This window comes from Pseudomonas sp. GW823-FHT04A03, assembly GCF_058796615.1.
Map to the genome: position 1 here is coordinate 79,662 of NZ_JBXAIV010000004.1, position 23,280 is coordinate 102,941.

Annotated in this window: 14 protein-coding genes; 9 read left to right on the forward strand and 5 right to left on the reverse strand. The window is 61.9% G+C overall.

The genetic code is table 11. The features are described from left to right. Positions 1 to 111: 111 nt before the first annotated feature. The 6 genes from dusB to AC1Q9F_RS13095 all read left to right on the forward strand — a co-directional run bounded on the left by dusB (position 112) and on the right by AC1Q9F_RS13095 (position 8,117). Positions 112 to 1,122, forward strand: coding sequence for a tRNA dihydrouridine synthase DusB (gene dusB / locus AC1Q9F_RS13070; protein ID WP_085611009.1), 1,011 nt, complete (start codon positions 112 to 114; stop codon positions 1,120 to 1,122). Further along, positions 1,119 to 1,439, forward strand: a complete 321-nt coding sequence (fis, locus tag AC1Q9F_RS13075) for a DNA-binding transcriptional regulator Fis (protein ID WP_002555375.1) — start codon at positions 1,119 to 1,121, stop codon at positions 1,437 to 1,439. Before dusB ends, fis begins: the two co-directional genes overlap by 4 nt. A gap of 82 nt (positions 1,440 to 1,521) precedes the next feature. Next, a complete protein-coding gene (gene purH / locus AC1Q9F_RS13080; protein ID WP_039772035.1) occupies positions 1,522 to 3,129 on the forward strand; it encodes a bifunctional phosphoribosylaminoimidazolecarboxamide formyltransferase/IMP cyclohydrolase in 1,608 nt (535 codons plus the stop codon). 155 nt (positions 3,130 to 3,284) lie between these two features. Further along, positions 3,285 to 4,577: a phosphoribosylamine--glycine ligase gene (purD, locus tag AC1Q9F_RS13085; RefSeq protein WP_007951030.1), complete on the forward strand. Its 1,293-nt coding sequence runs from the start codon at positions 3,285 to 3,287 to the stop codon at positions 4,575 to 4,577. 102 nt (positions 4,578 to 4,679) lie between these two features. Then, on the forward strand, positions 4,680 to 7,457 hold the full coding sequence (locus AC1Q9F_RS13090; protein WP_492620157.1) for a hybrid sensor histidine kinase/response regulator: 2,778 nt from the start codon (positions 4,680 to 4,682) through the stop codon (positions 7,455 to 7,457). 63 nt (positions 7,458 to 7,520) lie between these two features. Further along, positions 7,521 to 8,117: a MarC family protein gene (locus tag AC1Q9F_RS13095; RefSeq protein ID WP_096819748.1), complete on the forward strand. Its 597-nt coding sequence runs from the start codon at positions 7,521 to 7,523 to the stop codon at positions 8,115 to 8,117. 66 nt (positions 8,118 to 8,183) lie between these two features. Here AC1Q9F_RS13095 and AC1Q9F_RS13100 read toward each other — a convergent pair whose 3' ends face one another. From AC1Q9F_RS13100 to cobG, 5 genes are all read right to left on the reverse strand, one after another. Then, entirely contained in the window at positions 8,184 to 15,323 is a 7,140-nt protein-coding gene (locus AC1Q9F_RS13100; RefSeq protein ID WP_492620156.1) for a TcdA/TcdB pore-forming domain-containing protein, read from the reverse strand. Between the two features lie 326 nt (positions 15,324 to 15,649). Next, complete coding sequence (cobJ, locus tag AC1Q9F_RS13105; protein WP_492620155.1) at positions 15,650 to 17,353, reverse strand: precorrin-3B C(17)-methyltransferase; 1,704 nt, start codon at positions 17,351 to 17,353, stop codon at positions 15,650 to 15,652. Further along, positions 17,353 to 18,087: a precorrin-2 C(20)-methyltransferase gene (locus AC1Q9F_RS13110; RefSeq protein WP_492620154.1), complete on the reverse strand. Its 735-nt coding sequence runs from the start codon at positions 18,085 to 18,087 to the stop codon at positions 17,353 to 17,355. The genes cobJ and AC1Q9F_RS13110 overlap by 1 nt, the downstream gene beginning before the upstream one ends. Further along, complete coding sequence (locus AC1Q9F_RS13115) at positions 18,084 to 18,710, reverse strand: precorrin-8X methylmutase (protein ID WP_011332253.1); 627 nt, start codon at positions 18,708 to 18,710, stop codon at positions 18,084 to 18,086. The genes AC1Q9F_RS13110 and AC1Q9F_RS13115 overlap by 4 nt, the downstream gene beginning before the upstream one ends. After that, complete coding sequence (gene cobG / locus AC1Q9F_RS13120) at positions 18,703 to 20,001, reverse strand: precorrin-3B synthase (RefSeq protein WP_492620153.1); 1,299 nt, start codon at positions 19,999 to 20,001, stop codon at positions 18,703 to 18,705. Before cobG ends, AC1Q9F_RS13115 begins: the two co-directional genes overlap by 8 nt. 144 nt (positions 20,002 to 20,145) lie before the next feature. Here cobG and cbiE point away from each other — a divergent pair, with 144 nt between their 5' ends. The 3 genes from cbiE to AC1Q9F_RS13135 are packed head-to-tail and all read left to right on the forward strand — an operon-like array spanning position 20,146 to position 23,163. Then, entirely contained in the window at positions 20,146 to 21,357 is a 1,212-nt protein-coding gene (gene cbiE, locus AC1Q9F_RS13125; RefSeq protein ID WP_492620152.1) for a precorrin-6y C5,15-methyltransferase (decarboxylating) subunit CbiE, read from the forward strand. After that, positions 21,350 to 22,447, forward strand: coding sequence for a cobalt-precorrin-5B (C(1))-methyltransferase (locus AC1Q9F_RS13130; RefSeq protein ID WP_492620151.1), 1,098 nt, complete (start codon positions 21,350 to 21,352; stop codon positions 22,445 to 22,447). Before cbiE ends, AC1Q9F_RS13130 begins: the two co-directional genes overlap by 8 nt. Next, on the forward strand, positions 22,444 to 23,163 hold the full coding sequence (locus AC1Q9F_RS13135; protein WP_492620150.1) for a cobalt-precorrin-6A reductase: 720 nt from the start codon (positions 22,444 to 22,446) through the stop codon (positions 23,161 to 23,163). The genes AC1Q9F_RS13130 and AC1Q9F_RS13135 overlap by 4 nt, the downstream gene beginning before the upstream one ends. Positions 23,164 to 23,280: the final 117 nt, after the last annotated feature.

Consider the following 23,280-nt stretch of genomic DNA (forward strand, 5'->3'; position numbering starts at 1 on the left):
AATAACTGTTCAGATTTTGTTCAATTCAGCCTTTATCCAGTCATCGAGAGCGGGTATCATGCCAACCCTTTTTCGAACTCTCATGATCCGGCCCCACTTCAGGGAAGTCCTATGTCGGCGGTACGCATCGGCCCATATACATTGCAGAACGGCTTGATCCTCGCCCCGATGGCGGGCGTCACCGACCAGCCCTTTCGTCAGCTGTGCAAGCGTTTGGGCGCAGGGCTTGTAGTCTCGGAAATGGTCACCAGTGACATGAGCCTGTGGAACACCCGCAAGTCGCGCATGCGCATGATCCACGAAGGCGATCCCGAGCCACGCTCGGTGCAGATTGCCGGTGGCGATGCGCAGATGCTGGCGGATGCGGCCCGGGCCAACGTCGAACTGGGCGCACAGATTATTGATATCAACATGGGTTGCCCGGCAAAGAAGGTCTGCAACAAGGCCGCCGGCTCCGCGTTGTTGAAGGATGAGGCACTGGTTACCGAGATCCTGCATGCCGTCGTGGCGGCAGTTGATGTGCCGGTGACCCTGAAGATCCGCACCGGATGGGATCGCGACAACAAGAACGGCCTGACCGTGGCGAAGATCGCCGAGCAGGCCGGGATCACGGCGCTGGCGGTGCATGGCCGCACCCGCGCCGACCTGTACACCGGTGAAGCCGAGTACGACACCATTGCCGCGATCAAGCAGGCGGTGTCGATTCCGGTCTTTGCCAACGGCGACATCGTATCGCCGGAAAAGGCCCGCTACGTGCTTGACGCGACCGGTGCCGATGGCCTGTTGATCGGCCGGGCTGCCCAGGGGCGGCCATGGATTTTTCGCGAGATCGAACACTTCCTGCGTACCGGCGAAAAGCTGCCGGCGCCGGAGCTGATCGAGGTGGAACGCATTCTGCTTGAGCATCTGGCCGCCCTTCACGCCTTCTATGGGGACGTGATGGGTGTGCGAATTGCCCGCAAGCATGTGGGCTGGTATCTCGCAACCTTGCCGGGCGCCAAGGAATTTCGCGCCCACTTCAATCGTTTGGATGGTACGGAAACACAATGCGCCAACGTTCGGGAGTTCTTCGCCGAACGTTACAAGAGCCTGACAGGGGACGGAGAAGGGGTGGCCGCATGACGATGATGACCGAGACTTTAGTGAGTGGAACAACACCCGTGAGCGACAACGTGAATTTGAAACAGCACCTCAATACCCCGAGCGAAGAAGGCCAGACCCTTCGCGGGAGTGTCGAGAAGGCGCTGCACAATTATTTCGCCCACCTTGAGGGCGCGTCCGTCACGGACGTGTACAACCTGGTGCTCTCCGAAGTCGAGGCTCCCCTGCTCGAAAGCGTGATGAACTACGTCAAGGGCAACCAGACCAAGGCCAGCGAGCTGCTCGGACTGAACCGCGGCACGCTGCGCAAGAAACTCAAGCAGTACGATCTGCTGTAAGCATTCAATCAAACCAGAAAGGCGCCCGCGTAAAACCGGTCGCCTTTTTTGCTGACTTCCCTTGCTTTTGATGGAAATTGAGATGACCGACCAGACTACCCGCCTGCCGATCCGCCGCGCCTTGATCAGTGTTTCCGACAAGACCGGGATCCTCGAATTCGCCAGGGAGCTGGAAGCCCTGGGCGTGGAAATCCTTTCCACCGGCGGGACCTTCAAACTGCTGCAGGACAACGGCGTGGCCGCAGTGGAAGTCGCGGATTACACCGGTTTCGCAGAGATGATGGACGGTCGGGTGAAAACCCTGCACCCGAAAATCCACGGTGGGATCCTCGGTCGTCGCGGTATCGATGACGCGATCATGAACGAGCACGGCATCAAGCCGATCGACCTGGTAGCCGTCAACCTGTATCCGTTTGAAGCCACCATCAGCAAGCCAGGCTGCGACCTGCCGACCGCCATCGAGAACATCGACATCGGCGGCCCGACCATGGTCCGTTCGGCCGCGAAAAACCATAAAGACGTGGCCATCGTGGTGAATGCCAGCGATTACGCCAACGTCCTGGAAAACCTCAAGGCCGGCGGCCTGACCTACGCTCAGCGTTTCGACCTGATGCTCAAGGCGTTCGAACACACCGCCGCCTACGACGGCATGATCGCCAACTACATGGGCACCGTGAACCAGGCTGCCGAAACCCTGAGCACCGAAGGCCGCAGCGAATTCCCGCGCACCTTCAACAGCCAGTTCATCAAGGCCCAGGAAATGCGCTACGGCGAGAACCCGCACCAGAGCGCGGCATTCTACGTTGAAGCCAAGCCTGCCGAAGTCGGCATCGCCACCGCCACCCAGCTGCAAGGCAAGGAACTGTCGTACAACAACGTGGCCGACACCGACGCCGCGCTGGAATGCGTGAAGAGCTTCGTCAAACCGGCCTGCGTGATCGTCAAGCACGCCAACCCGTGCGGCGTGGCCGTGAGCCCGGACGCCGAAGGCGGCATCCGTCAGGCCTACGAACTGGCCTACGCCACTGACACCGAATCCGCGTTCGGCGGCATCATCGCCTTCAACCGTGAACTGGATGCCGAGACCGCCAAGGCGATCGTCGAGCGTCAGTTCGTTGAAGTGATCATCGCCCCAAGCGTCAGCGAAGAAGCCCGCGCCATCGTTGCAGCCAAGGCCAATGTGCGCCTGCTGGCCTGCGGCGAGTGGTCGGCAGATCGCGTTCCGGCCTGGGACTACAAGCGTGTCAACGGCGGCCTGCTGGTACAGAGCCGCGATATCGGCATGATCGGTGCCGACGACCTGAAAGTGGTGACCAAGCGCGCCCCGACCGAACAGGAAGTCCACGACCTGATCTTCGCCTGGAAAGTGGCCAAGTTCGTCAAATCCAACGCCATCGTCTACGCCAAGAACCGTCAGACCATCGGTGTCGGCGCCGGCCAGATGAGCCGTGTGAACTCGGCGCGTATCGCTGCGATCAAGGCTGAGCACGCCGGTCTGCAAGTGGCTGGTTCGGTGATGGCGTCGGACGCGTTCTTCCCGTTCCGCGACGGTCTGGACAATGCGGCCAAGGTCGGTATCACGGCGGTGATCCAGCCAGGTGGCTCGATGCGTGATGCTGAAGTGATTGCTGCTGCCGACGAAGCCGGCATCGCGATGGTGTTCACCGGTATGCGTCATTTCCGCCACTAAGTACACGATCCACTGTGGGAGCGAGCTTGCTCGCGAAGACGGCGGCACATTCAATTCAGATGTGACTGAAAATCCGCTTTCGCGAGCAAGCTCGCTCCCACAGAAAAGCGCCCCTGCGGCGCTCAACAGAATTAGCGTCATCCGAGGTTTTTGAAATGAATGTTTTGATCATTGGCAGCGGTGGCCGCGAACACGCCCTGGCCTGGAAAGTGGCTCAGGATCCGCGTGTGCAGAAGGTTTTCGTCGCACCGGGCAACGCCGGCACCGCGATTGAAGCCAAGTGCGAAAACGTCGCCATCGACGTGCTGGCCCTCGAGCAGCTCGCTGATTTCGCCGAGAAAAACGTTTCCCTGACCATCGTCGGTCCGGAAGTGCCATTGGTGGCCGGCGTGGTCGACCTGTTCCGCTCCCGTGGCCTGGATTGTTTCGGTCCGACCGCCGGCGCCGCGCAGCTGGAAGGCTCGAAAGCCTTCACCAAGGATTTTCTGGCACGCCACAAGATCCCGACTGCCGACTACCAGAACTTCACCGAGATCGAGCCGGCCCTGGCTTATCTGCGTGAAAAAGGCGCACCGATCGTGATCAAGGCCGATGGCCTGGCCGCCGGTAAAGGCGTGATCGTCGCCATGACCCTGGCCGAAGCCGAAGACGCCGTGCGCGACATGCTCGCCGGCAATTCCTTTGGCGACGCCGGTTCGCGCGTTGTCATCGAAGAATTCCTCGATGGCGAAGAAGCCAGCTTCATCGTCATGGTCGACGGCAAGAACGTTCTGCCGATGGCCACCAGCCAGGACCACAAACGCGTCGGCGACGGCGACAGCGGCCCGAACACTGGCGGCATGGGTGCTTACTCCCCCGCTCCGGTTGTCACCGCCGACGTGCACCAGCGCGTGATGGACCAGGTGATCTGGCCGACCGTGCGCGGCATGGCCGACGAAGGCAACGTCTACACCGGTTTCCTGTACGCCGGTCTGATGATCGACAAAGCCGGCAATCCGAAGGTCATCGAGTTCAACTGCCGCTTCGGCGACCCGGAAACCCAACCGGTGATGCTGCGTCTGCAATCGAGCCTGGTACTGCTGGTCGAAGCCGCTCTGGCTCAGGCGCTGGACAAGGTTGAAGCACAGTGGGATCCACGTCCGAGCGTCGGTATCGTGCTGGCCGCCGGCGGTTACCCGGGCGACTACGCCAAGGGCGCGCCGATCAACGGTCTGGACGCAGCCGCCGCACTGGAAGGCAAGGTCTTCCACGCCGGTACTGCGCTCAAGGACGGCAACGTCGTGACGGCCGGTGGTCGGGTGCTGTGCGCCACCGCCATGGGCGCCAGCGTCGGCGCCGCCCAGGAGCAGGCCTACAAACTGGCCAAGGCCATCGACTGGGAAGGCTGCTTCTACCGCACCGACATTGGCTACCGCGCCATTGCCCGTGAACGCGGTGAGTCTCAGTAATAAGCTACGCTGTGTTTCCGGCAGGGGCTCATCGCCCTTGCCGGACTGTTCCGACGCTGCGCATCGTTATATTCTGGCATCAACCTACGAAGGGATTTCGCCGTGCGCTGGCTCAGGATTGCCATAGGCTTCACCGTCACGCTGTTGACCTTGCTCTGCATGCTCCCGGCCCAGGCCGCGCAAGGCAGTGGCTGGTCGGTATTGCTTGACGATCAGGGCAACCTCCAGCTGAGCGACATCCGCTCCGCCCGCTACACCAATCAATTCAGCCCTATCGAGCTTGACCGCCTCACCGCGGCCGAACCCGATGGTGCCTTGTGGCTGCGCTTCAGGCTGGCGCCAGGCACGCACGAACAAGTGCTGCGGATCTTCGCCCCCGACCTGTCGCACCTCAATCTGTATGTCCTCGACGGCGATCGCCTGATCGAACAACGCGACACCGGCACCACCCAGCCCCAGGTGGAACGACCGCTGCCCAGCAGCGACTTCATGCTGCCGTTGCCGCAGAGTGACAAGCCCCTCGACGTTTACCTGCGACTGGTCTCCGATCACCAGTTGCGCCCGTACATCACCCTGCAATCGGCGGTGATGGCCGCGGCCAATCACAACCAGACGCTGATCTACGGCCTGCTGTTCGGCTGTCTGGCGATGCTGATCCTGCACAACCTGATCCGCTACGCCTACACCCGCTCACGCAGCAGCCTGTGGCTCGCGGTGTGTGAAGGCCTGTTGAGCCTGAGCCTGTTGCTGTTGCTCAACCTCGCCGGTCCGTGGCTGCCGAACTGGCATGCGATCCAGACCCCGGGCGCCTATCTGGCCCTGCTGCTGACTGCACCGGCCGGCCTGATGTTCGCTTACCGCTTCTTCGCTCCGCTCGGCCCGCATCCGCTGAACAAGCTGCTGATCGGCGACATCCTGTTCATCGTGATCTGCAGCCTGCTGCTGTTGTTCGTCAACACCCTGCCGCTGAACATCATCACCTACGCGCTGGTGGCCCTCGCCGGGCTGAGCATGTTGCTGGTGGGCTTCTATCACTGGCAGAAAGGCTACCGCCCTGCCCGGCTGTTCGTTGCCGCGATGGTGGTGTTCAACATCGGCACGCTGATCATCCTCCCGGCCCTGCTGGGGCTGACCCTGGTCGCGCCGCAAGGCCTGATCATGACCCTGATGGGGTTCATCTGTATCAGTGGCCTGCTGATGAGCATCGCCTTGGGCGAGCGTCAGCGCAGCATCACCGAAAGCCGTTTCAGCATCAGTCGCGACCTCGCTGCGAGCAATGCCGAGATCAACGCCAAGGCCGAGTTCCTGGCCAAGATCAGCCACGAGATCCGCACGCCGATGAACGGCGTACTGGGCATGACCGAACTGCTGCTCGGCACGCCACTGTCGGTCAAGCAACGCGATTACGTGCAAACCATCCACAGCGCCGGCAACGAACTGCTGACCCTGATCAACGAGATCCTCGACATCTCGCGGCTCGAGTCCGGGCAGATCGAACTGGACGACGTGCAGTTCGACCTCAACGCGCTGATCGACGATTGTCTGAGTATCTATCGCGCCAAGGCCGAACAGCAGAACGTCGAGCTGATCAGCTTTATCCAGCCGCAAGTGCCACGGGTCATCAGTGGCGACCCGACGCGCCTGCGCCAGACGTTGCTGAGCCTGCTGGAAAACGCCCTGAAGAAAACCGAAGAAGGCGAAGTGCTGGTAGTCGTCGCCCTCGACGAACGCAGCACCGGGCCACGCCTGCGCATTGCCGTGCAGGACAGCGGCCAGCCGATGGATCAGGAAGAGCGCGACGCGCTGATGCACGCCGAGTTGCACAGCAAACACTTCCTGTCGGCCAACCGTCTGGGCGGCAACCTCGGGCTGGTGATCGCCCGGCAATTGATCCGTTTGATGCAGGGCGAGTTCGGCATCAAGAGCGGCGCCAGCCAGGGCAGCACGCTGTGGCTGACTCTGCCCCTGGACCCTGATCGCCTGGAGCATCCGACCTCGGACCTCGACAGCCCGCTGCAAGGCGCACGCGTGCTGGTGGTCGACGACAACGACACCTGCCGCAAGGTGCTGGTGCAGCAATGCAGCGCCTGGGGCCTGAACGTCAGCGCCGTGCCATCGGGCAAGGAAGCGCTGGCGCTGCTGCGCACCAAGGCGCATTTGCGTGATTACTTCGACGTGGTCCTGCTGGACCAGAACATGCCCGGCATGACCGGCATGCAACTGGCGGCCAAGATCAAGGAAGACCCGAGCCTGAACCACGACATCCTGCTGATCATGCTCACCGGCATCAGCAATGCGCCGAGCAAGATCATCGCGCGCAACTCGGGGATCAAGCGGATCCTGGCCAAACCGGTGGCCGGCTACACCCTCAAGACCACGCTGGCTGACGAACTGAACCAGCGCAACCGTGGCCAGGTGGTGTTCCAGCCACAGGTCGCGAGCCCCGCTGCGCCGGTCAAGGTGCCGAGCGATTTCCGCATTCTGGTGGCCGAAGACAACACGATTTCCACCAAGGTGATTCGGGGCATGCTCGGCAAGCTCAACTTGCAGCCGGACACCGCCAGCAACGGCGAAGAAGCGTTGCAGGCGATGAAAGCCCAGCGCTACGACCTGGTGCTGATGGACTGCGAAATGCCGATCCTCGACGGCTTCTCCGCCACCCAGCAACTGCGGGCGTGGGAAGTCGGCAATCAGCGCATCCGCACGCCGATCGTGGCACTGACCGCGCACATCCTCGCCGAGCACAAGGAGCGCGCGCGCCAGGCCGGGATGGACGGGCACATGGCCAAACCGGTGGAGCTGTCGCAACTGCGTGAGCTGATCGAGCACTGGGTGGCCCAGCGTGATCAGCAGAACCGTGCGACGACGCAACCGTCGTGAGCCGACAGACACGATAGCGCCTGTTAGACTCCCCCCGACTTTCCCCGCCAGCGAGCCCGCGCCATGCTCCACGTGTTATTCAGTGTTTACCTGAAGATGCTGGTGCTCTACAGCCCGTTCTTCGTGTTGTCCTGCTTCATCAGCCTAACCCGCGGTTATTCGCGCAAGGAGCAACGCCGCCTGGCCTGGAAAGTGGCGATCGCCACCCTGGTCTCGAGTGTGTTGCTCTATTTGTTCGGGCGGGTGATTTTCGATGTGTTCGGCATCACGGTGGATGCCTTCCGCATCGGTGCCGGCAGCGTGCTGTTCATTTCGGCGCTGGGCATGGCGCAGGGCAAGTCGGCCGTGCAGACCGACAACGTGCAGCAGGATGTGACGATCGTTCCGCTGACCATTCCGCTGACCGTCGGCCCCGGCACCATCGGTGCTTTGCTGGTGATGGGCGTCAGCCAGCCGCACTGGGATGACAAGCTGATCGCGATCATGAGTATTGCCCTCGCCAGCTTCACGGTTGGCGTGGTGTTGTACCTGTCGAACCGCATCGAGCGGATTCTGGGCGATCAGGGTTTGCAGATCGTCAGCCGCCTGATGGGGCTGTTCGTATGTGCGCTGGCAGCGCAGATCATCTTTACCGGGGTCAAAGGTTATCTGGTGCCTTGAGCCCTGAAACAAAAAGACCGCCGACGGTAACGTCGGCGGTCTTTTTTCGTCAGTGACCGCGGACCGTCAACCCGCAGACTCGACGGTTTTCTTCGCATCCGCCTGATCGATCAACGCTTTGAGCGTCACGCCCTCGGCGCCTTCCTTGCGCGCCTTCAGCCAGCGCACCAGCGTCGACACCTGGCACGGACGCAGGCCATTGACCTCAAGCATCGCATCGCCCCGCAGCGAGGGATCTGATGCATCCGCATTGCGTACCAGCACACAGTGCTCACTGTCAGGATCGATCACCACCAGGTGATCGTCGACCATTCCTATCTCGAGTTTTTGCGGATCGCTCAGCGTCAGGATCAAACGGCTCATGACCAGCGGGCGCGCCCCCAGCGGATAACGACAGTCAACCACCAACGAATCGAGCTTGCGCATCAGCGCCTCGGACAGGTGCCACTTCATCCAACCGCGCCCTACCCGCAGAACCAGCGTGCGCACATCGTCCGGGATCACCGGCAGAAGATCGTAGGCATCCACCCGTCCCTCGAGCACCAGTACATCACCCGTGCGCTGGACGTAATCCAGCGGCTTGATCTGGCGCATGCTCGGATAACCCTGAACGACCCGTTCCCGCGGTTCATGCAACAAGACGTCAGCGTACTTTCGGGTTCCAAGTAGCTCGTAATCCTCCGGCAGGTCGACTGCGGGAATCTGGATCAACCGCGCGCTGTCAGCGATGTACCACTGCACACTGGCGTCGTGAGAAGCGATAGAAATGAATGGACGATGTGCTGCATTTGCCAGCAAAGCCTGCAAGTCACCAATCAGATGCTCGCCATGGGTCGCCAGCCAATCGTGCTGCACACCGATGATCTGCGGTTGCTCCTGATGCTCCAGTTGCAGCACCACACCTTCGCCCGTCGTGCCCACAAGACCGGCACCGTCGATCCGCACATCGGTAAAGCGCCACGCCGTCCAAAGTCGTTCCGGTCTGGTCAGCACTCGGGTCTGCAACAACTGCGTGCCTTCTCCGAATGCTGATTCAAGTTGTTGCGGATCGATTAACGTCTGGCGCCAGATCTCACCGCTCTCGGGTTCGAACAGCCACGCCGACTGATTGTCCGGTGTCATGCCAAGCAACCGCAGCTGCGTTGGTTGCGCGTCACACAACAACAAGCGGTTGTCCACGTACCAGGCGTGCAAGCGCGCATCCCCGGCAGCATTGGCGATGCCGACAATCGGGAATTGCTCGACTGCGTATTGCCGAGCGATGGCGTCGAGCGCCAGCCACCATTGTTTGCGCCCCTTGAGCCAGGCCTCGGTCAGCCCCGCAAAGCGCACTTCACCATCGGAGCCGATCCCGAATGCCAATCCATCCTCGGTCCGGGCCTGATAGTCATCGTGCTCAACCGTCACCTGTGTCAGATGCTCGGGCTGCACCCAGCGGTGCGACCACTGAATCTGTCCCAGCGTCACGGTGCGCTGCACCCGGCACAGGCTCTGGAACTGCCGGTCGTAAATGACAAACACGTCGCCGTCATCACCGGGCGTCAGCAGCATCAGCTCGCTCAGGTTCTGGATCGAGTCGGGCCAGGCGCGGGCATGATGGCGGCGCGGTACCGGGCGCACGATCAGGTTGTCACGGGTACGAACCCAGGCCATGTCCCGGGCGTTCTCTTCGATCTTCCAGCAGATCGAAACGTAAGCAGCGAACTGCCAGTCGACGGTGGCGTAGCCTTTGTCCGCATCGACCGGTTTGAGCGATACCCAATCGCCCAGTACCGATGTCCAGGCCGGCAACGGCGTGCCGTCATCGAGCAACGCCTGGAAACCCGGCTCAAGTCCACGGGTAACCGAGCTCAACCACAGTTCACCTTCATGAATCAGGTAGTTGAGGCGCTCAAGCGTACCGTCCTCATACGCGTATTCCTGCACCACATGAACGACACCCTGCCCATCGGCTTCAACGCTGCGAATCGTGCTGACACCGGTGCGTCGGAACATCAAACGAAAGCGATAGCTGAGCAGCCCCGTGCCGGCGTCGACCTGGCAGATATCGTAGCCACTCGGTTCATGGAAAAACGCCGAGCCGCCGACCACAACCGATAGCAGCCCTTCATCGTCGAACACCTCGTCGTTGCGGATGTAGAGGATCCGGTCCTCCACGGCGTCATACCAGCCATTGGTGTAACGCGGCGCCTTGGTGTTCTCGAATGGAATCAGGTAGTCGTGGATCGGCGTATAACGCAGGACCAATCGATGAGCCCGTGCCAGCGCTTGCAGATGGTCTTGCAGCACCTGGTCGTCCAGCCCTTTGGGCGCCTGCTCCTGCAGCAGGTTCAGCTCATGCCGTTTGTCGCCGGCAATCTGAAAGAGCCGGCCATTTTCGATCAGCAGGGAAATCTGCGGAGCAACGTCCGCCGTCACCTTGAATTCGCAGCCTTTGACACTGAACTGCCCGTCCTTGCCGAACACGATGTCCTTCTCGATAGCCCACGGCGCGACAATGATCCAGCGGTCCTTCTGTTTGCCCACCGACGTCAGTCCGACATTGACACCGCGGTTGAGCACGAGTGTGCATGTACCTCCACCACCCTGAATCCGATAGCTGATCTGCTCGCGCCAAGGCTCGGGGATCACCGGCACAACCAGTTTGCGCGCCTGCGCATCCAGCGTGACGCGGATCTCGGTCGGGCGATAATCGGGGTACATCCGATGGACAATGTAATGGCTGGGGAACGAGTAGAACGAAAACAGGAACAGCCACTGACCGTCCGCTTTTTTCTTCTCCAGACGCCGGGCGATGTCGAAACCCTTGTCGTGGCGCTGTGATGCGAACGGCAGGATCTGGTACTCGTAGCGATAGCAGGTAAGCGGCGTGCACGGCAGGACAATGGCCTGCTCGGCGGAGGGTGAGAACTTCATCTCGGCTGGATAGCCCAGTTCTTTGCTGAGGTGGATCGCTCGCGGATAATCGACCTCGAACTCCGGCACGCCGAAATGATCGTGCAGCGGGTAAAGACGGGAGCTGTCGAGCAGCAGTTTGCCGGTGCTCAGGTCAAGACCGTTGATGATCAGCGACGGTCGTGGCAACCAGGCACCTTGCTCGCCGCTGTAGTGAAATCCATCCCCGTGATGCGCCTGCTCCAGTTCCGCAAAAAACAGCCCGACCGCCTTCGCTTCTTCAGCGATGGTGGCAAAGCTCTGCGCCAGCGCAGTTACGCCAACCGCAAGGCCACCCAGAATCACCCCGGCGCCTCCCAGCACCGCTGCTGCCGTACCCGCACCGGCAAACGCTGCGCCAAGTCCCGCCCCGGTGAGGGCCAGACTGCTGGCATCGAAGGTCAGCTGAGTGGCGTAGGTGGCGATCTCCACATCATTACGTGCTGTCGCCAACTGATAGATATCGAAACCGACATTGGCCAGACCCAATACCGCGCCGACGCCTTCGTTGCCCAAATGCCCGGCCACAGTGCCGAGGGATCTGCCGGTCAACGGCTCGAGCGCTTCGCCGACCACCTTCGCAGTGGTGCGGGCGATCAGTTTTTCATCGCGCAGCGCGGCCTGCACCAGACCGATCAGTCCCGCCACATCGACCACATTGCCATGCACCAGTTGTGCGTAATTGACGTAGGCATGCCACTGCACCGCCGTTGTCAGTGTGCGGTCTTCGCCTTCACGCCCACGCAACGCATTCATCAAGGCCTGCACCGCGAAACCGGCATTGAGCGTATGCACCGCCGCGGCCTCGGCCGGATCCACAGCATCACCGACCGGACGCTTGCGCCCCAGGCTCGAGAACAGCTCAGTCAGGTAGTTTTTGATTCGCAGCAGGCGATCATCCCGGCTGACGACCGTGGCGACCAACTCGCCGGTCTGTGGATCGATCATGCCCACCCGATAACTGCCCTCGGGCGTCACTTGCAGCGAGTCGAACAACGGCACAAGAGGCGTCACCGAGTCATGGCCCTCCTGCAACCGCGCGGTCATGTCGGCAATCTCCTCGCCCCACCAGTCATTGTCTGAAGACAACAGTGCACTGCCCAGCCGCGAGTTCTCCATCAGCGTTCGTCCGTGGGCACTGTTCATCCTCTGGCGAACCGACCTGAACGGTCTGTCCGGCAGCGGGTCGTCCCTGAGCAATTGACTTACCTTGCTGCCGTTCGACAGGTTCAGATCAGCGACTTTTTCCCCATGCACATCGATCAGATCGAACTGTGGCCGGCCAGGTTTGCCGTACACGGCGTAATGACGGGCGATCCGTGGCTGCTTGAAAAATTGCCCAAGGGCCATTCTGAAGGTTACCGGGCTGTCGAACTGGAACAGGCCGAAGTTCGGATCGTAGAAGTGATAAACGACCGTACTCCCGTGTACAGTCCGAGCCACCAGCATCGAGTGGTTATCCGAGTTGAGCATCAGGGTTCGCGGCCCCACAGATTCCTCGAGGGTCGCGACCATCCTGTCCAGATCGCCCCGCCCCAGCGCCGTGCCCACATCGGCTGCGTTCACGCCGCGCATCTCCTCCAGCGCAGCTAGAAACACCTTCGAATCCGGGTGCTCCGGCTCAAGCACCGCCAGAAAGAATCGCTCGCGCAATTGCCGGGTCGCTCCCTCACCCTGTGTGAGGGCGGCCCCCATTGCCAGCGCCAGCGGAAAACAGCGGCCGGCCGCCGTGTCACCCGGCCCGTGCATCAACAAATCCTGAGGCACCATTTTGACAGTGCCGGCCTCGAACTGACTGAGCACCTGTTCCAGCCGCTCCTGAACCTGTTCGCGGTGTTCCTGAGTGGCGAGCCGCTGGATCTGTGCCACCTGACGCCCCCAGTCAAACAGGGTCGCAGTGTTGGCCAAGGCGTTCTTTTTCAGGCTAAGTGCGGTGGCCGGATGCGCGGGCAATTCATCAGCCACACTGGACATGCCTGCCATGAACTCAGGCGCCCGGCGCTGGTAGAGATGCTGCTCAATCACCGCGTAACGCCCGGACGTCCCGCGCTCACTGACGCTGTTGATCAGATTCTCCAGCGCCCCGTTCTGGGCGGCAAAGCTCTGGGCATCCAGTGAATCTGTGCCCAGCAATGCTCCGATCTTCAAACGCTGCAACGGGGTAAGCTGCGCGAGTTGCCAGGAACCGGTGCCCAGCCCGATCAGCAGTTCATCCAGCGCGATGCTCTGGGCGACCGGATTTTTCGGGAATGCCGGTGATCGCAGGCGAGGGTCCTGATTGCGGATGGCCTGACGATCATCGAAGCTCAGTGGCAACCTTTCGGCGAACACGACCGGTCCGTCGTAGCCATTCATCATCGCCTTGGTAAACGGTTCCCCAAGATGATCGGCCATACGCTGCAACAGCTCGATATTCAGAACATGACGCCCCTCGATCAATGGCCAGCCGAGTTCGAACTCGACGGTCGAGTGCTTTAGCAGTTCATCGATGTTGCCGGCGTAGCGGGTTTTGTATTGGCCGTCATGCCAGTTCCGTTTCTCGGTTTCCACCCACTTGCCAAAGTCGGTTTCGTTGTCTTTCCAGGAGTGGTCCTGTTCTTCTTCGGTTGTGCGATTGACTGTTGCCAGGGGATTTATTGCCATCTCCGCACGGGAGGCTTCTGCGCCGCGAGACGTTAACCGAGCCTTTTCGAAATCACTCGTTCCGTCCTTGATGCCAACCGGGCCGGTCAGATAGATCGTTCCCTCACCTTGCGGGCGAATGCCGTCGTTGTAGTAATTGGCGGCAGCGTCTGCAAGATAGGCAGCGAAAATCGACTCCTCCCCTGGCAGGTCAATGAGGGGTCCATAGGCTTTTTCCAGAACCTCGTTCGCCAGTGAAGACATCGCCTCTGAGTCTTCAAGTCTGACACCTCTAAGGGTAGCCAGCCGGGCGGTGTCTTCCACCAACCGGTAATTGAACCGGAACCGATCAAGCACGGACGCTATGACCGTCGAACCGGGATGGGCCAACATGAAGGCATTACTGATCGTGGAGCCTTCTGCCACGGCCCTCAGGGAGTAAGGCCGGGCGAGAAGATCCTGGGGAGGCTGGAACACTTGCGTGAGGCTTGGCTGGCTATCGGCGAACGCTTGCAATGCTGAACGATGCTGTTCAGGAATTCGTACTGTGTGATCGGTATATCGACTGCGCAGCGCTTCACGGCCAGGCATCCAGTGGGGATTTTGATTCAGCAGCAACTGCAACACGCCCAGTCGCGCGCCGCTGTCGAAGCCGTTGATGTCGACACCACCAATCTCTTGCCGTAACGGCGGCAAGTTATCGACATCGGAATAACTACCGCCTTCCGGATACAACGCTTCCACTCTGACGATGTCCGACGCTGCGGCGAAGTTGCCACGCAGACGCATTTCGCGTTCGTAGATATCTCGCAACTGCAAAGGTGTTTCCGTGCTCGCCAGGTCGCGCACTCGCAGGGCACCATCAAGCATGGAGATTACGCTTTCACGATTTCGGTTTTTCAGCTCTCGTAGATCCCCCGGACTTTCCCCGTAAGCACGAGCCAGTAACTGAATTCTCGCGTCATCGGCCGATTCGCCTCGCGTGGTTGCATTATTGATGTAGTCGTACATCTGCTGTTTCAGAACAATGGCGCGGGCCACATACGATTCGCCCAATACCCTCTCGGACGCACTGTCGGCTCCCCCCTGCAACATTGCATCCGCTTTGGCGGCTTCGACAATCAAACGATTGGTTTGATGGGCCAGTAACGCATCGCTGTCGTACCAGAGATTGATTGTGTAATCGTGTCCAGCCAGCACCTGCTTCCATATATTGATGTAATCACGTCGTATATCTCCGATGCCACCTCCGAGCCAGACGAAGTGCAGTATCTTCGGCACCTGCGTCGCGGATACTTTCATCAGCTCGACGCCGTATTGCAGTCGCGCGTCGAAGTCATCCACTCTTCCAAGGATTTTCGCCAGACCGGGCGCCGCCTCTTTATCGGGGCTCGACGCAGGACTCTGCTCCACATTGCGGCGTACACGACGTTGCTCCAACTCCCCCAGTGCCTGCCTGAACAGCGCCAGCGGGTGCTGCAACCGGGGGGAGTCGAGCAAACCGATGCAGGCAAAGTAATAACGGATAACCGCGTCATATTGACGAGTATTTTTGTAAGGCAGGAGTGCCTGCTCCAGTTCCGCCAACTTAAACAGATTGACAAAATTAAAATGTTTCCCATCAACCGCTTTTGTCTTCATATCTTGCATAAATCACCTTCCTTGAAACACTCGATGACATACGCACAACAATGTGCGCACAGATGCACCCAGCCGAAAAAGCAACGCTTTCCCGGCAAACCGAAACAGTGGAAAAATCGAGAGATAAAAACTTCCAAGCAAACTAGTACAACGCATTCACAAAGACAAAAGCGAAGCCATTCAAACAATTTCAATCGAAACATCCGAGAACATCAACTCAACTTTTCTTACCTCAATCAAATACAATCCGTAGAACTTACAAGTAAAAAAGGCCGCAAACTTCCGTTCGCGGCCTTGATTAATAAGTGGTTGCAAAAATGGGAATTACATCGTGATCAACTGATCGGTTTTTCTCCATACCAACGCGGCGTATACACCCACTCCCCACCTTGCGTGCGAGGGAAAGTGCAGGTGGTGGAAGAACCGATCAGCACCATCGTGCGCATGTCGACCTGATCCGGGGTCAGCGCACCCAACGTCGTCACACGCAAAGTCTGACCCGGCCGGCCGATATCTCGGCCCAGCACCACCGGCGTTTGCGATGTGCGGTGCTGCGCGACGATTTCCAGCGCTCGCCCCAGTTGCCACGGACGGGCGCGGGAGATCGGGTTGTAGAAGGCCAATGCCAGATCCGCCTCGGCGGCCAGATCCAGACGTTTTTCGATGATCGACCACGGCTTGAGGTTGTCCGACAGCGACATCACGCAGAAGTCGTGGCCCAGCGGTGCACCGGCCTGAGCGGCGGTGGCGAGCGAGGCAGACACACCCGGCAGGATTGCCAGATCGACGCTGTGCCACGCCGGATCCGTCGACTCGTGCAACGCTTCGAGTACTGCCGCCGCCATGGCGAACACGCCCGGATCGCCGGACGAAACCACGATCACCGAACGACCCTCAGCGGCCAACCGGAAGGCGTGACGGGCACGCTGCATTTCTTCGCGGTTGTCGGTGCAATGCTGCACCTGATCGTCGCGGAACGGGCCGGCCATGCGCACATAGGTTTCGTAACCCAGCACGTCAGTGGCCCGGGCCAGTTCGGCTTTCACCGCCGGCACCATCAGTTCTGCCGCGCCCGGACCGAGGCCGATGACGGCCAGACGTCCGCGCGGACGACCGATCTGCGAAACATCCAGCGGCTGTTCGGCCACGGCGATGGAAATGTCGTGGGATGTTGTGATGATCCGGGCACCGGGGACTGCATCGCGAGCCAGCTCACCGATGTCACCCGCTGGCGCGACAAAGCGAAGCGGCACTGCCAGTTCAAGAGCGGCTTCCCGCAATGCCGGGCTGGCCATCTGAACGTCAGCCGCCACCAGACAGGCCAGCGATTGAATCGCCACACCGGCCTGCTGCAACGCATCGCGAATCGCATCCGGCAAGTCGGCCACATCGGCACCGACCGCCGCCGCCACGCTACGCGGATAAATCAGCAACTCACTGGCGCTCGCCGCGCGGGCATCGCTGCCCACATGAATCGAGCGCTGTGCCTGTGGATCTTCTGGCAGTTGCGCTTGCTCAAGCCACGGCGCAGCGCCGTCGATGCGCACGCTGTGGCCGGCGAGCAGATCGGACACGAAGCGCTTGCCCTGTTCGAGATCGCCGAGGGCATAACCGCCGGGCGGGTTGAGCAGGCAGGTGCCGAAGCGCAACTCGCCGCTGGTGGTGATCGCCGCTGCGACTTCAAGTGCTGCTGCGATCTCGCGGGCCATGACGTTCACCCCGCCGAGGCCGCCGAGCAGCGGCACCACGGCGCTGCCGTCTTCAGCCACGGCGAGCACCGGGGGCTCGACGCCTTTCTCCAGCAACAGCGGCGCCAGCGTGCGAATGACAATGCCGGCCGCGCACAAGGCAATGATCGGCGTGTCCTGTTGATACAGCTCGCGCAGGGTCGCGCCAAAGTCGCTGTAAGTCAGATCAGCCCCTTCGACACGTCCGGAGAGGCCGTGTATCTGCGCGGCCGGATAGACCTGCTGAAGGCGACGGGCCGTGGCCAGCGCGCCCTGGCCGAGAATGACGATGGCCGGTGTGGAATGGGTCATCAGCCTTGCCACCGTTCGCCGGGAACAATGATCAGCGAGAAGTACGGCGATGACATCGGCTCGACCTCATCCAGCGGCACGATCTTCTGGTTGGCCATGGTCGCGCGCTCGACGTACAGCGCACGTTCGGCCAGACCCAGCTCTGCCAACACGTCGCGCACTTTCGGGAAGTTGCGCCCCAGCTTCATGATCACCGCCGCGTCGGCATCGGCCAGACGGCGCTTGAGTTCATCATGAGGCAGCACACCGGACAGCACCGACAGGCTCTGATTGCGATACACCAGCGGCGCGCCCAGCACCGAAGCGCCGCCGAGCATCGAGCAGACGCCCGGGACCACTTCGGCTTCGTAACGGCTGGCGAGGCGATCATGCAGGTACATGTAGGAGCCGTAGAAGAACGGATCACCCTCGCAGATCACCGCCACGTCGCGGCCGGCATCCAGATGCGCGGCCACTTCCTCTGCCGCGTCATCGTAGAAATCGCTGATCACCTGTTCGTAGGACAGCGGCGCCGGCAACACTTCGGTGGTCACCGGGTACACCAGCGGCAGCAGGTTCTGCGCGCCCTGCAGGTGCGCTTCGATGATGCCGAACGCGTTGCCCTTCTTGCCCTTGGCCACGAAATACGCCACCACTGGCGACTCGCGCAGCAGGCGCAGGGCCTTGACGGTAATCAGTTCCGGATCACCGGGGCCGACGCCCAGGCCAATCAAACGTCCTTTAGCCTGCATCATTCGATCTCCGTGGCGAGGGCATTGACCGCAGCGGCGGCCATGGCGCTGCCGCCGAGGCGGCCCTGCATGATCACGAACGGCACACCACGGCTGTTGGCGGCCAACTCGGCCTTGGATTCGGCAGCGCCGACGAAGCCCACCGGGAAGCCGAGGATCAGCGCCGGTTTCGGGGCGCCGGCGTCGAGCATTTCCAGCAGATAGAACAGCGCGGTCGGCGCGTTGCCGATCACCACCACGCTGCCTTCCAGATGCGGACGCCACAGTTCCAGAGCCGCTGCCGAACGAGTGTTGCCCAGTTCGCGCGCCAGCTCCGGCACGCTGTCATCGCGCAGGGTACAGATCACTTGGTTGTTGGCCGGCAGGCGCGCACGGGTCACGCCCTCGGAAACCATCCGCGCATCGCACAGGATCGGCGCGCCGGCGGCCAGCGCATCGCGCCCGGCCTTGCCGGCGCCTTCGGAGAATTGCAGCCCGTCGATGGCCTCGACCATGCCGCAGGCATGGATCACCCGCACGGCGAGTTTTTCCAGGTCGGCCGGGATGCGCGCGAGGTTGGCCTCGCTGCGAATGATCGCGAAGGAGTTGCGATAGATCTCCTGACCGTCGCGGATGTAATCAAGCATCAAGGGGGCTCCGTGAGCGGGCGGCGAGCAGGGTCGCGGCCGCTTCGATAGTAAGGTTGTGAGCGTGCAGCGCACCGAAACCCGGCAGCGCTGCATCGCGAAAATAGAGATCGTAGTGACCGGGGCCGACCGCCAGCAAAGTCACCGCAGCCCGATGTGCGGCGGCGCAGGAACGCGGGCAGCCGGACAGGTGCACATCAACGGCATGTGGCAACAGCGTAGCCAGCAGGCGGGCATCGTGTTTCGTGTCGGCCAGGCCTTTGCCGCAACCGTTGGCGCCGGTGCAGGCGATCAGGTGCGCCAAAGGATCTTCGATGCGGGTCAGCAAGTTCAGCTTGCCCAATTCGTCGAGCAATTGAACCGCATCGGTTTCACGCACATTGGGCAGCAACAGACTCTGCCAAGGGGTGAAGCGCAGGCTGCCATCGCCGAAGGTTCTGGCCAGTTGTGCGGCGCCACGCAGCATGTCCGGATCGAGGCGGCCGAGCGTCGGTGCGGCACCGACATAGACCTGACCGGACGATTGCTGAGGGTGGATGCCGAGGTGCAAACCTTGCGGTCCGGCTTCGCGCTGCCAATCAGCGGCGGCTTTCAGGTTGATTCGCTGAGCGAGTTTTTCCAGAAACACCGGCGCCGGGTATTCATCCAGCAGATGGCGCATCCGCGCCTGCTCCGGACGGGCCAGTTCGAGGAACAACTCCAGCACCGCCACCACCAGCGCATGTCCGCCCGCAAGCGCCACGGCAGCCAGCGGTCGATCCGTCGGGCAACCCGCCAGGCCGAATGCCAACAGCGTATCGCCGCGATCTTCGAATGCCGACAACCACAGGTCATGAGGATGTTCGAGCATCGTCAGCGCTTCACCGCCATCCAATTGCACGGCGAACTTGGCGCTCAGCTCGTGGAAGCGCGGATGGCTTTGCAGGGTTTCGAGGATCTGCCCGGCCAGTGGCCGAGTATCGAAACGCATCTGCGGGTCGATGCCGGCGGCCGGGCTGAGCATCAGGTTGCGCACATCGTCGCCCGCTGCGGTTTGCGGCCCGAGACCGGCAGCCAGCAGGCTGTCGATCAGCGCGGCGGACTGCTCGCCGATCCCGCGAATCTGCAGATTGCCCCGGTTGGTCGCCTCGATCGCCCCGCCGGCAAACCGCTCGGCGGCGTTGGCCACCGCATCGGCCTGATCAGCCGTGATCGAACCGCCATCGAGCTTGATCCGGCAGATCCCGCCATCCAGCGCCTGGACGATACGCAGCAACCCCGGACAGGCCGAGGGGCGTATGGCATTGGACATCGGACGTTCGTTCAAGGGCTGGCAGCTCTGTGGGAAAGGCGCTTCGCGGGCGAAGGCGCGGTATTATGCCTGCTTTGTCCGACGGCATGAAAAGTCTGCCCGTCGGAACGGCGCGTTTGCGGACACTTTTTTGAGGGGCTACAGATGTCACCCTGGCTGACAGTAGTAGGAATCGGTGAAGACGGCTTCAAGGGCCTGGGCAAGAATGCCCGGCGCGCCTTGATGGGCGCTTCACGGATCATCGGCGGTCAGCGTCAGCTGGATCTGTTGCCGGTGTGCATCCGTGGCGAACGCCAGCTGTGGCCGAGCCCGTTTTCCCTGGCTCCGGTGCTCGAGCGTCGCGGTGAAGCCGTGTGCGTGCTGGCCAGCGGTGATCCGATGTTCTACGGCGTTGGCGCGAGTCTGGCGCGGCAGGTGCCGGGGGCCGAGATGCTGGTTTTGCCGGCGCCGTCTTCGTGCTCGCTGGCGGCGGCCCGACTGGGCTGGCCGCTGCAGGATGTCAGTGTGTTGTCGCTGATGGCTCGCCCGCTTGCGGCCCTCAACGCACAACTGTTTAGCGGCGTGCGCCTGTTGTTGCTGAGCAATGACGGACAAAGCCCGGCCGCCGTTGCGGCATTGCTGCGCGAGCGTGGATTCGGCGCCAGTCGCCTGAGTGTTCTGGAACATCTGGGCGGCGACGCTGAACGCCGGATCGACGGCATCGCCAACGACTGGAATGACCCGCTCATTGCCGACCTCAACGTGATCGCCATCGAGTGCCTGGCCGATCCGCAGACACCGCGCCTGTCGCGTCTCGCCGGCCTGCCGGACTCGGCCTTCCAGCATGACGGCCAGCTGACCAAGCGCGACGTGCGCGCGATCACCCTCGCCCGCCTCGCCCCGACACCGGGCGAATTGCTGTGGGACGTCGGCGCCGGCAGCGGCTCGATCGGCATCGAGTGGATGCGCGCGCACCCGAGCTGTCGCGCACTGGCTATCGAAGCCGATGACGGTCGGCAACAGTTGATCGAACACAACCGCGACGCCTTGGGCGTTCCCGGTCTGCAACTGGTTCGCGGCAGTGCCCCGCAGGCGCTCGCCGGGCTGGAGCGTCCGGATGCGATTTTCATCGGCGGCGGCGTGACCCGCGAAGGCGTGCTCGACACCTGCTGGGAACAACTCAAACCCGGCGGCCGACTGGTCGCCAACGCCGTGACCCTGCAAAGCGAAATGACCTTGATGAGCTGGCGCGAACGCCACGGCGGTGAGCTGACCCGCATCCACATCGCTCAAGCCCAGCCGCTGGGCGAGTTCGACACTTGGCGCCAGGCCCTGCCGATCACTCTGCTCGATCTGGTCAAACCCCTCGATGCGTGACGAAACCGCCGAACAACCCGCGCCCCTGCGCAGCGGCCTGACCACCGGCAGCTGCGCCACGGCAACCAGCCTTGCCGCCGCGCGCCTGCTGCTCGGCGGAGTGGTGGCGGACGCCGTGCAGATCGTCTTGCCCAAGGGCAAGCAGGTGCAGATGCGCCTGGAGTTCTGCCGACTGACTGATGACGGCGCTGAAGCCGGGACGATCAAAGATGCGGGCGATGATCCGGACGTGACTCACGGCGCCCTGCTCTACTCCCGCGTGCACCTGATGGCCGAGCCGGGTATCCGCTTCATTGCCGGTAAAGGTGTCGGCACCGTCACTCGCCCAGGGCTGGTGCTGGGCGTCGGCGAGCCGGCGATCAATCCGGTGCCGCGCAAGATGATCAGCGATCACCTGACGCTGCTCGCCGAAGAAACCGGCTATCGTGGCGGCTTCGAGGTGACGGTCAATGTCGAGGGTGGCGAAGCCCTGGCGCTGAAAACCATGAACCCGCGTCTGGGCATTCTCGGCGGGCTGTCGATCCTCGGCACCAGCGGCATCGTCCGGCCGTTTTCCTGCGCGGCCTATATCGCTTCGATCCATCAAGGCATCGACGTGGCGAAAACCAACGGCTACCTGCACATCGCCGCCTGCACCGGTAACGCCAGCGAAGACACCATGCGCCGGGTCTACGACCTGCCGGAAATCGCCCTGATCGAAATGGGCGACTTCGTCGGCGCCGTGCTCAAGCATCTGCGCAAAGTGCCTGTGGATAAACTCAGCCTGTGCGGCGGCTTCGGCAAGATCAGCAAACTGGCGGCCGGGCACATGGACCTGCACTCGCGCCATTCGAGCATCGACCTGCCGCAACTGGCCGAATGGGCGACGGCGATTGGCGCCGACGACACCTTGCAGCAAGCCATTCGCGGAGCGAACACCAGTCAGCAGGCGTTGGCGATGGCCAGTGCGGCGGGTGTTGCCCTCGGTGATGAGGTTTGCCGCCATGCTCTGGAATTCGCCCGTAGCGTGGTGCCGGCTCAGGTGCAGGTCGAAGTGTTTGCGATTGATCGTCAGGGCGGCATCGTTGGTCATGCGGGAGCCTTTGTATGAAGCGGATCTTGTTGCTCGGCGGCGTGACTGAAGCGCTGGCCATCGCGCGCACTTTGGGACCGGAACACATTTACAGCCTGGCCGGCGTCGGCCGGGTGCCGACCGATCTTACGTGTCAGGTGCGCGTCGGCGGCTACGGTGGCGCCGAAGGTCTGGCGCAGTTCATTCGCGACGAAGGCATCGATCTGCTGCTCGACGCGACCCATCCCTACGCCGCACAGATCAGCCAGAACGCCGCCACCGCTGCGCAACTCACCGGCATCCGCTGCTGGGCCCTGCGCCGCCCCGCGTGGCAACCACAGCCGGGCGATGACTGGCGCGAAGTCGCCGACTGGGCCGAACTGATCAACGCCCTCGAACCCTTCCGCCGCCCCCTGTTCACCCTTGGCCGCGAACCGCTGCAACATCTCGACGAAATCCCTGCGCACCAGTTCTGGACCCTGCGCGCCCTCGACGTCTACCCCGGCAACGAACGCTGCGAAGTCATCGGCGCCCGTGGGCCGTTTCTGCTGGAAGATGAGCGGGCCCTGTTCGAACGCCGGCAGATCGACGTGCTGATCAGCAAGAACAGCGGCAGCACCGCAACCGAGCCGAAACTGGAAGTGGCACGGGAGCTTGGGGTGCCGGTGATGGTGTTGAATCGACCGGAGTTGGCGGGGGTTGATCGGGAGTTTTGGACGGTTGATGACGTCATCTCGGCTCTTGAAAAACCTTGATCGGGACGGAGCTTTTTCCTCTCGCGATAGCTTCAGTTGTTGATGCAAGTCCCATGCAATGCAAATTCGAGCCGCTACACTCTCTTGAAAGAGCGCTGCGACACCAAACCGCACGAC

What these genes read in the sequence shown, in the direction of transcription:
- fis (WP_002555375.1), top strand. Translation starts at nt 1,119, where the DNA reads ATGACGATGATGACCGAGACTTTAGTGAGTGGAACAACACCCGTGAGC.
- AC1Q9F_RS13110 (WP_492620154.1), bottom strand. Translation starts at nt 18,087, where the DNA reads ATGATGCAGGCTAAAGGACGTTTGATTGGCCTGGGCGTCGGCCCCGGT.
- AC1Q9F_RS13095 (WP_096819748.1), top strand. Translation starts at nt 7,521, where the DNA reads ATGCTCCACGTGTTATTCAGTGTTTACCTGAAGATGCTGGTGCTCTAC.
- cobJ (WP_492620155.1), bottom strand. Translation starts at nt 17,353, where the DNA reads ATGACCCATTCCACACCGGCCATCGTCATTCTCGGCCAGGGCGCGCTG.
- cobG (WP_492620153.1), bottom strand. Translation starts at nt 20,001, where the DNA reads ATGTCCAATGCCATACGCCCCTCGGCCTGTCCGGGGTTGCTGCGTATC.
- AC1Q9F_RS13115 (WP_011332253.1), bottom strand. Translation starts at nt 18,710, where the DNA reads ATGCTTGATTACATCCGCGACGGTCAGGAGATCTATCGCAACTCCTTC.
- purD (WP_007951030.1), top strand. Translation starts at nt 3,285, where the DNA reads ATGAATGTTTTGATCATTGGCAGCGGTGGCCGCGAACACGCCCTGGCC.
- purH (WP_039772035.1), top strand. Translation starts at nt 1,522, where the DNA reads ATGACCGACCAGACTACCCGCCTGCCGATCCGCCGCGCCTTGATCAGT.
- AC1Q9F_RS13135 (WP_492620150.1), top strand. Translation starts at nt 22,444, where the DNA reads ATGAAGCGGATCTTGTTGCTCGGCGGCGTGACTGAAGCGCTGGCCATC.
- dusB (WP_085611009.1), top strand. Translation starts at nt 112, where the DNA reads ATGTCGGCGGTACGCATCGGCCCATATACATTGCAGAACGGCTTGATC.
- cbiE (WP_492620152.1), top strand. Translation starts at nt 20,146, where the DNA reads ATGTCACCCTGGCTGACAGTAGTAGGAATCGGTGAAGACGGCTTCAAG.
- AC1Q9F_RS13100 (WP_492620156.1), bottom strand. Translation starts at nt 15,323, where the DNA reads ATGCAAGATATGAAGACAAAAGCGGTTGATGGGAAACATTTTAATTTT.
- AC1Q9F_RS13130 (WP_492620151.1), top strand. Translation starts at nt 21,350, where the DNA reads ATGCGTGACGAAACCGCCGAACAACCCGCGCCCCTGCGCAGCGGCCTG.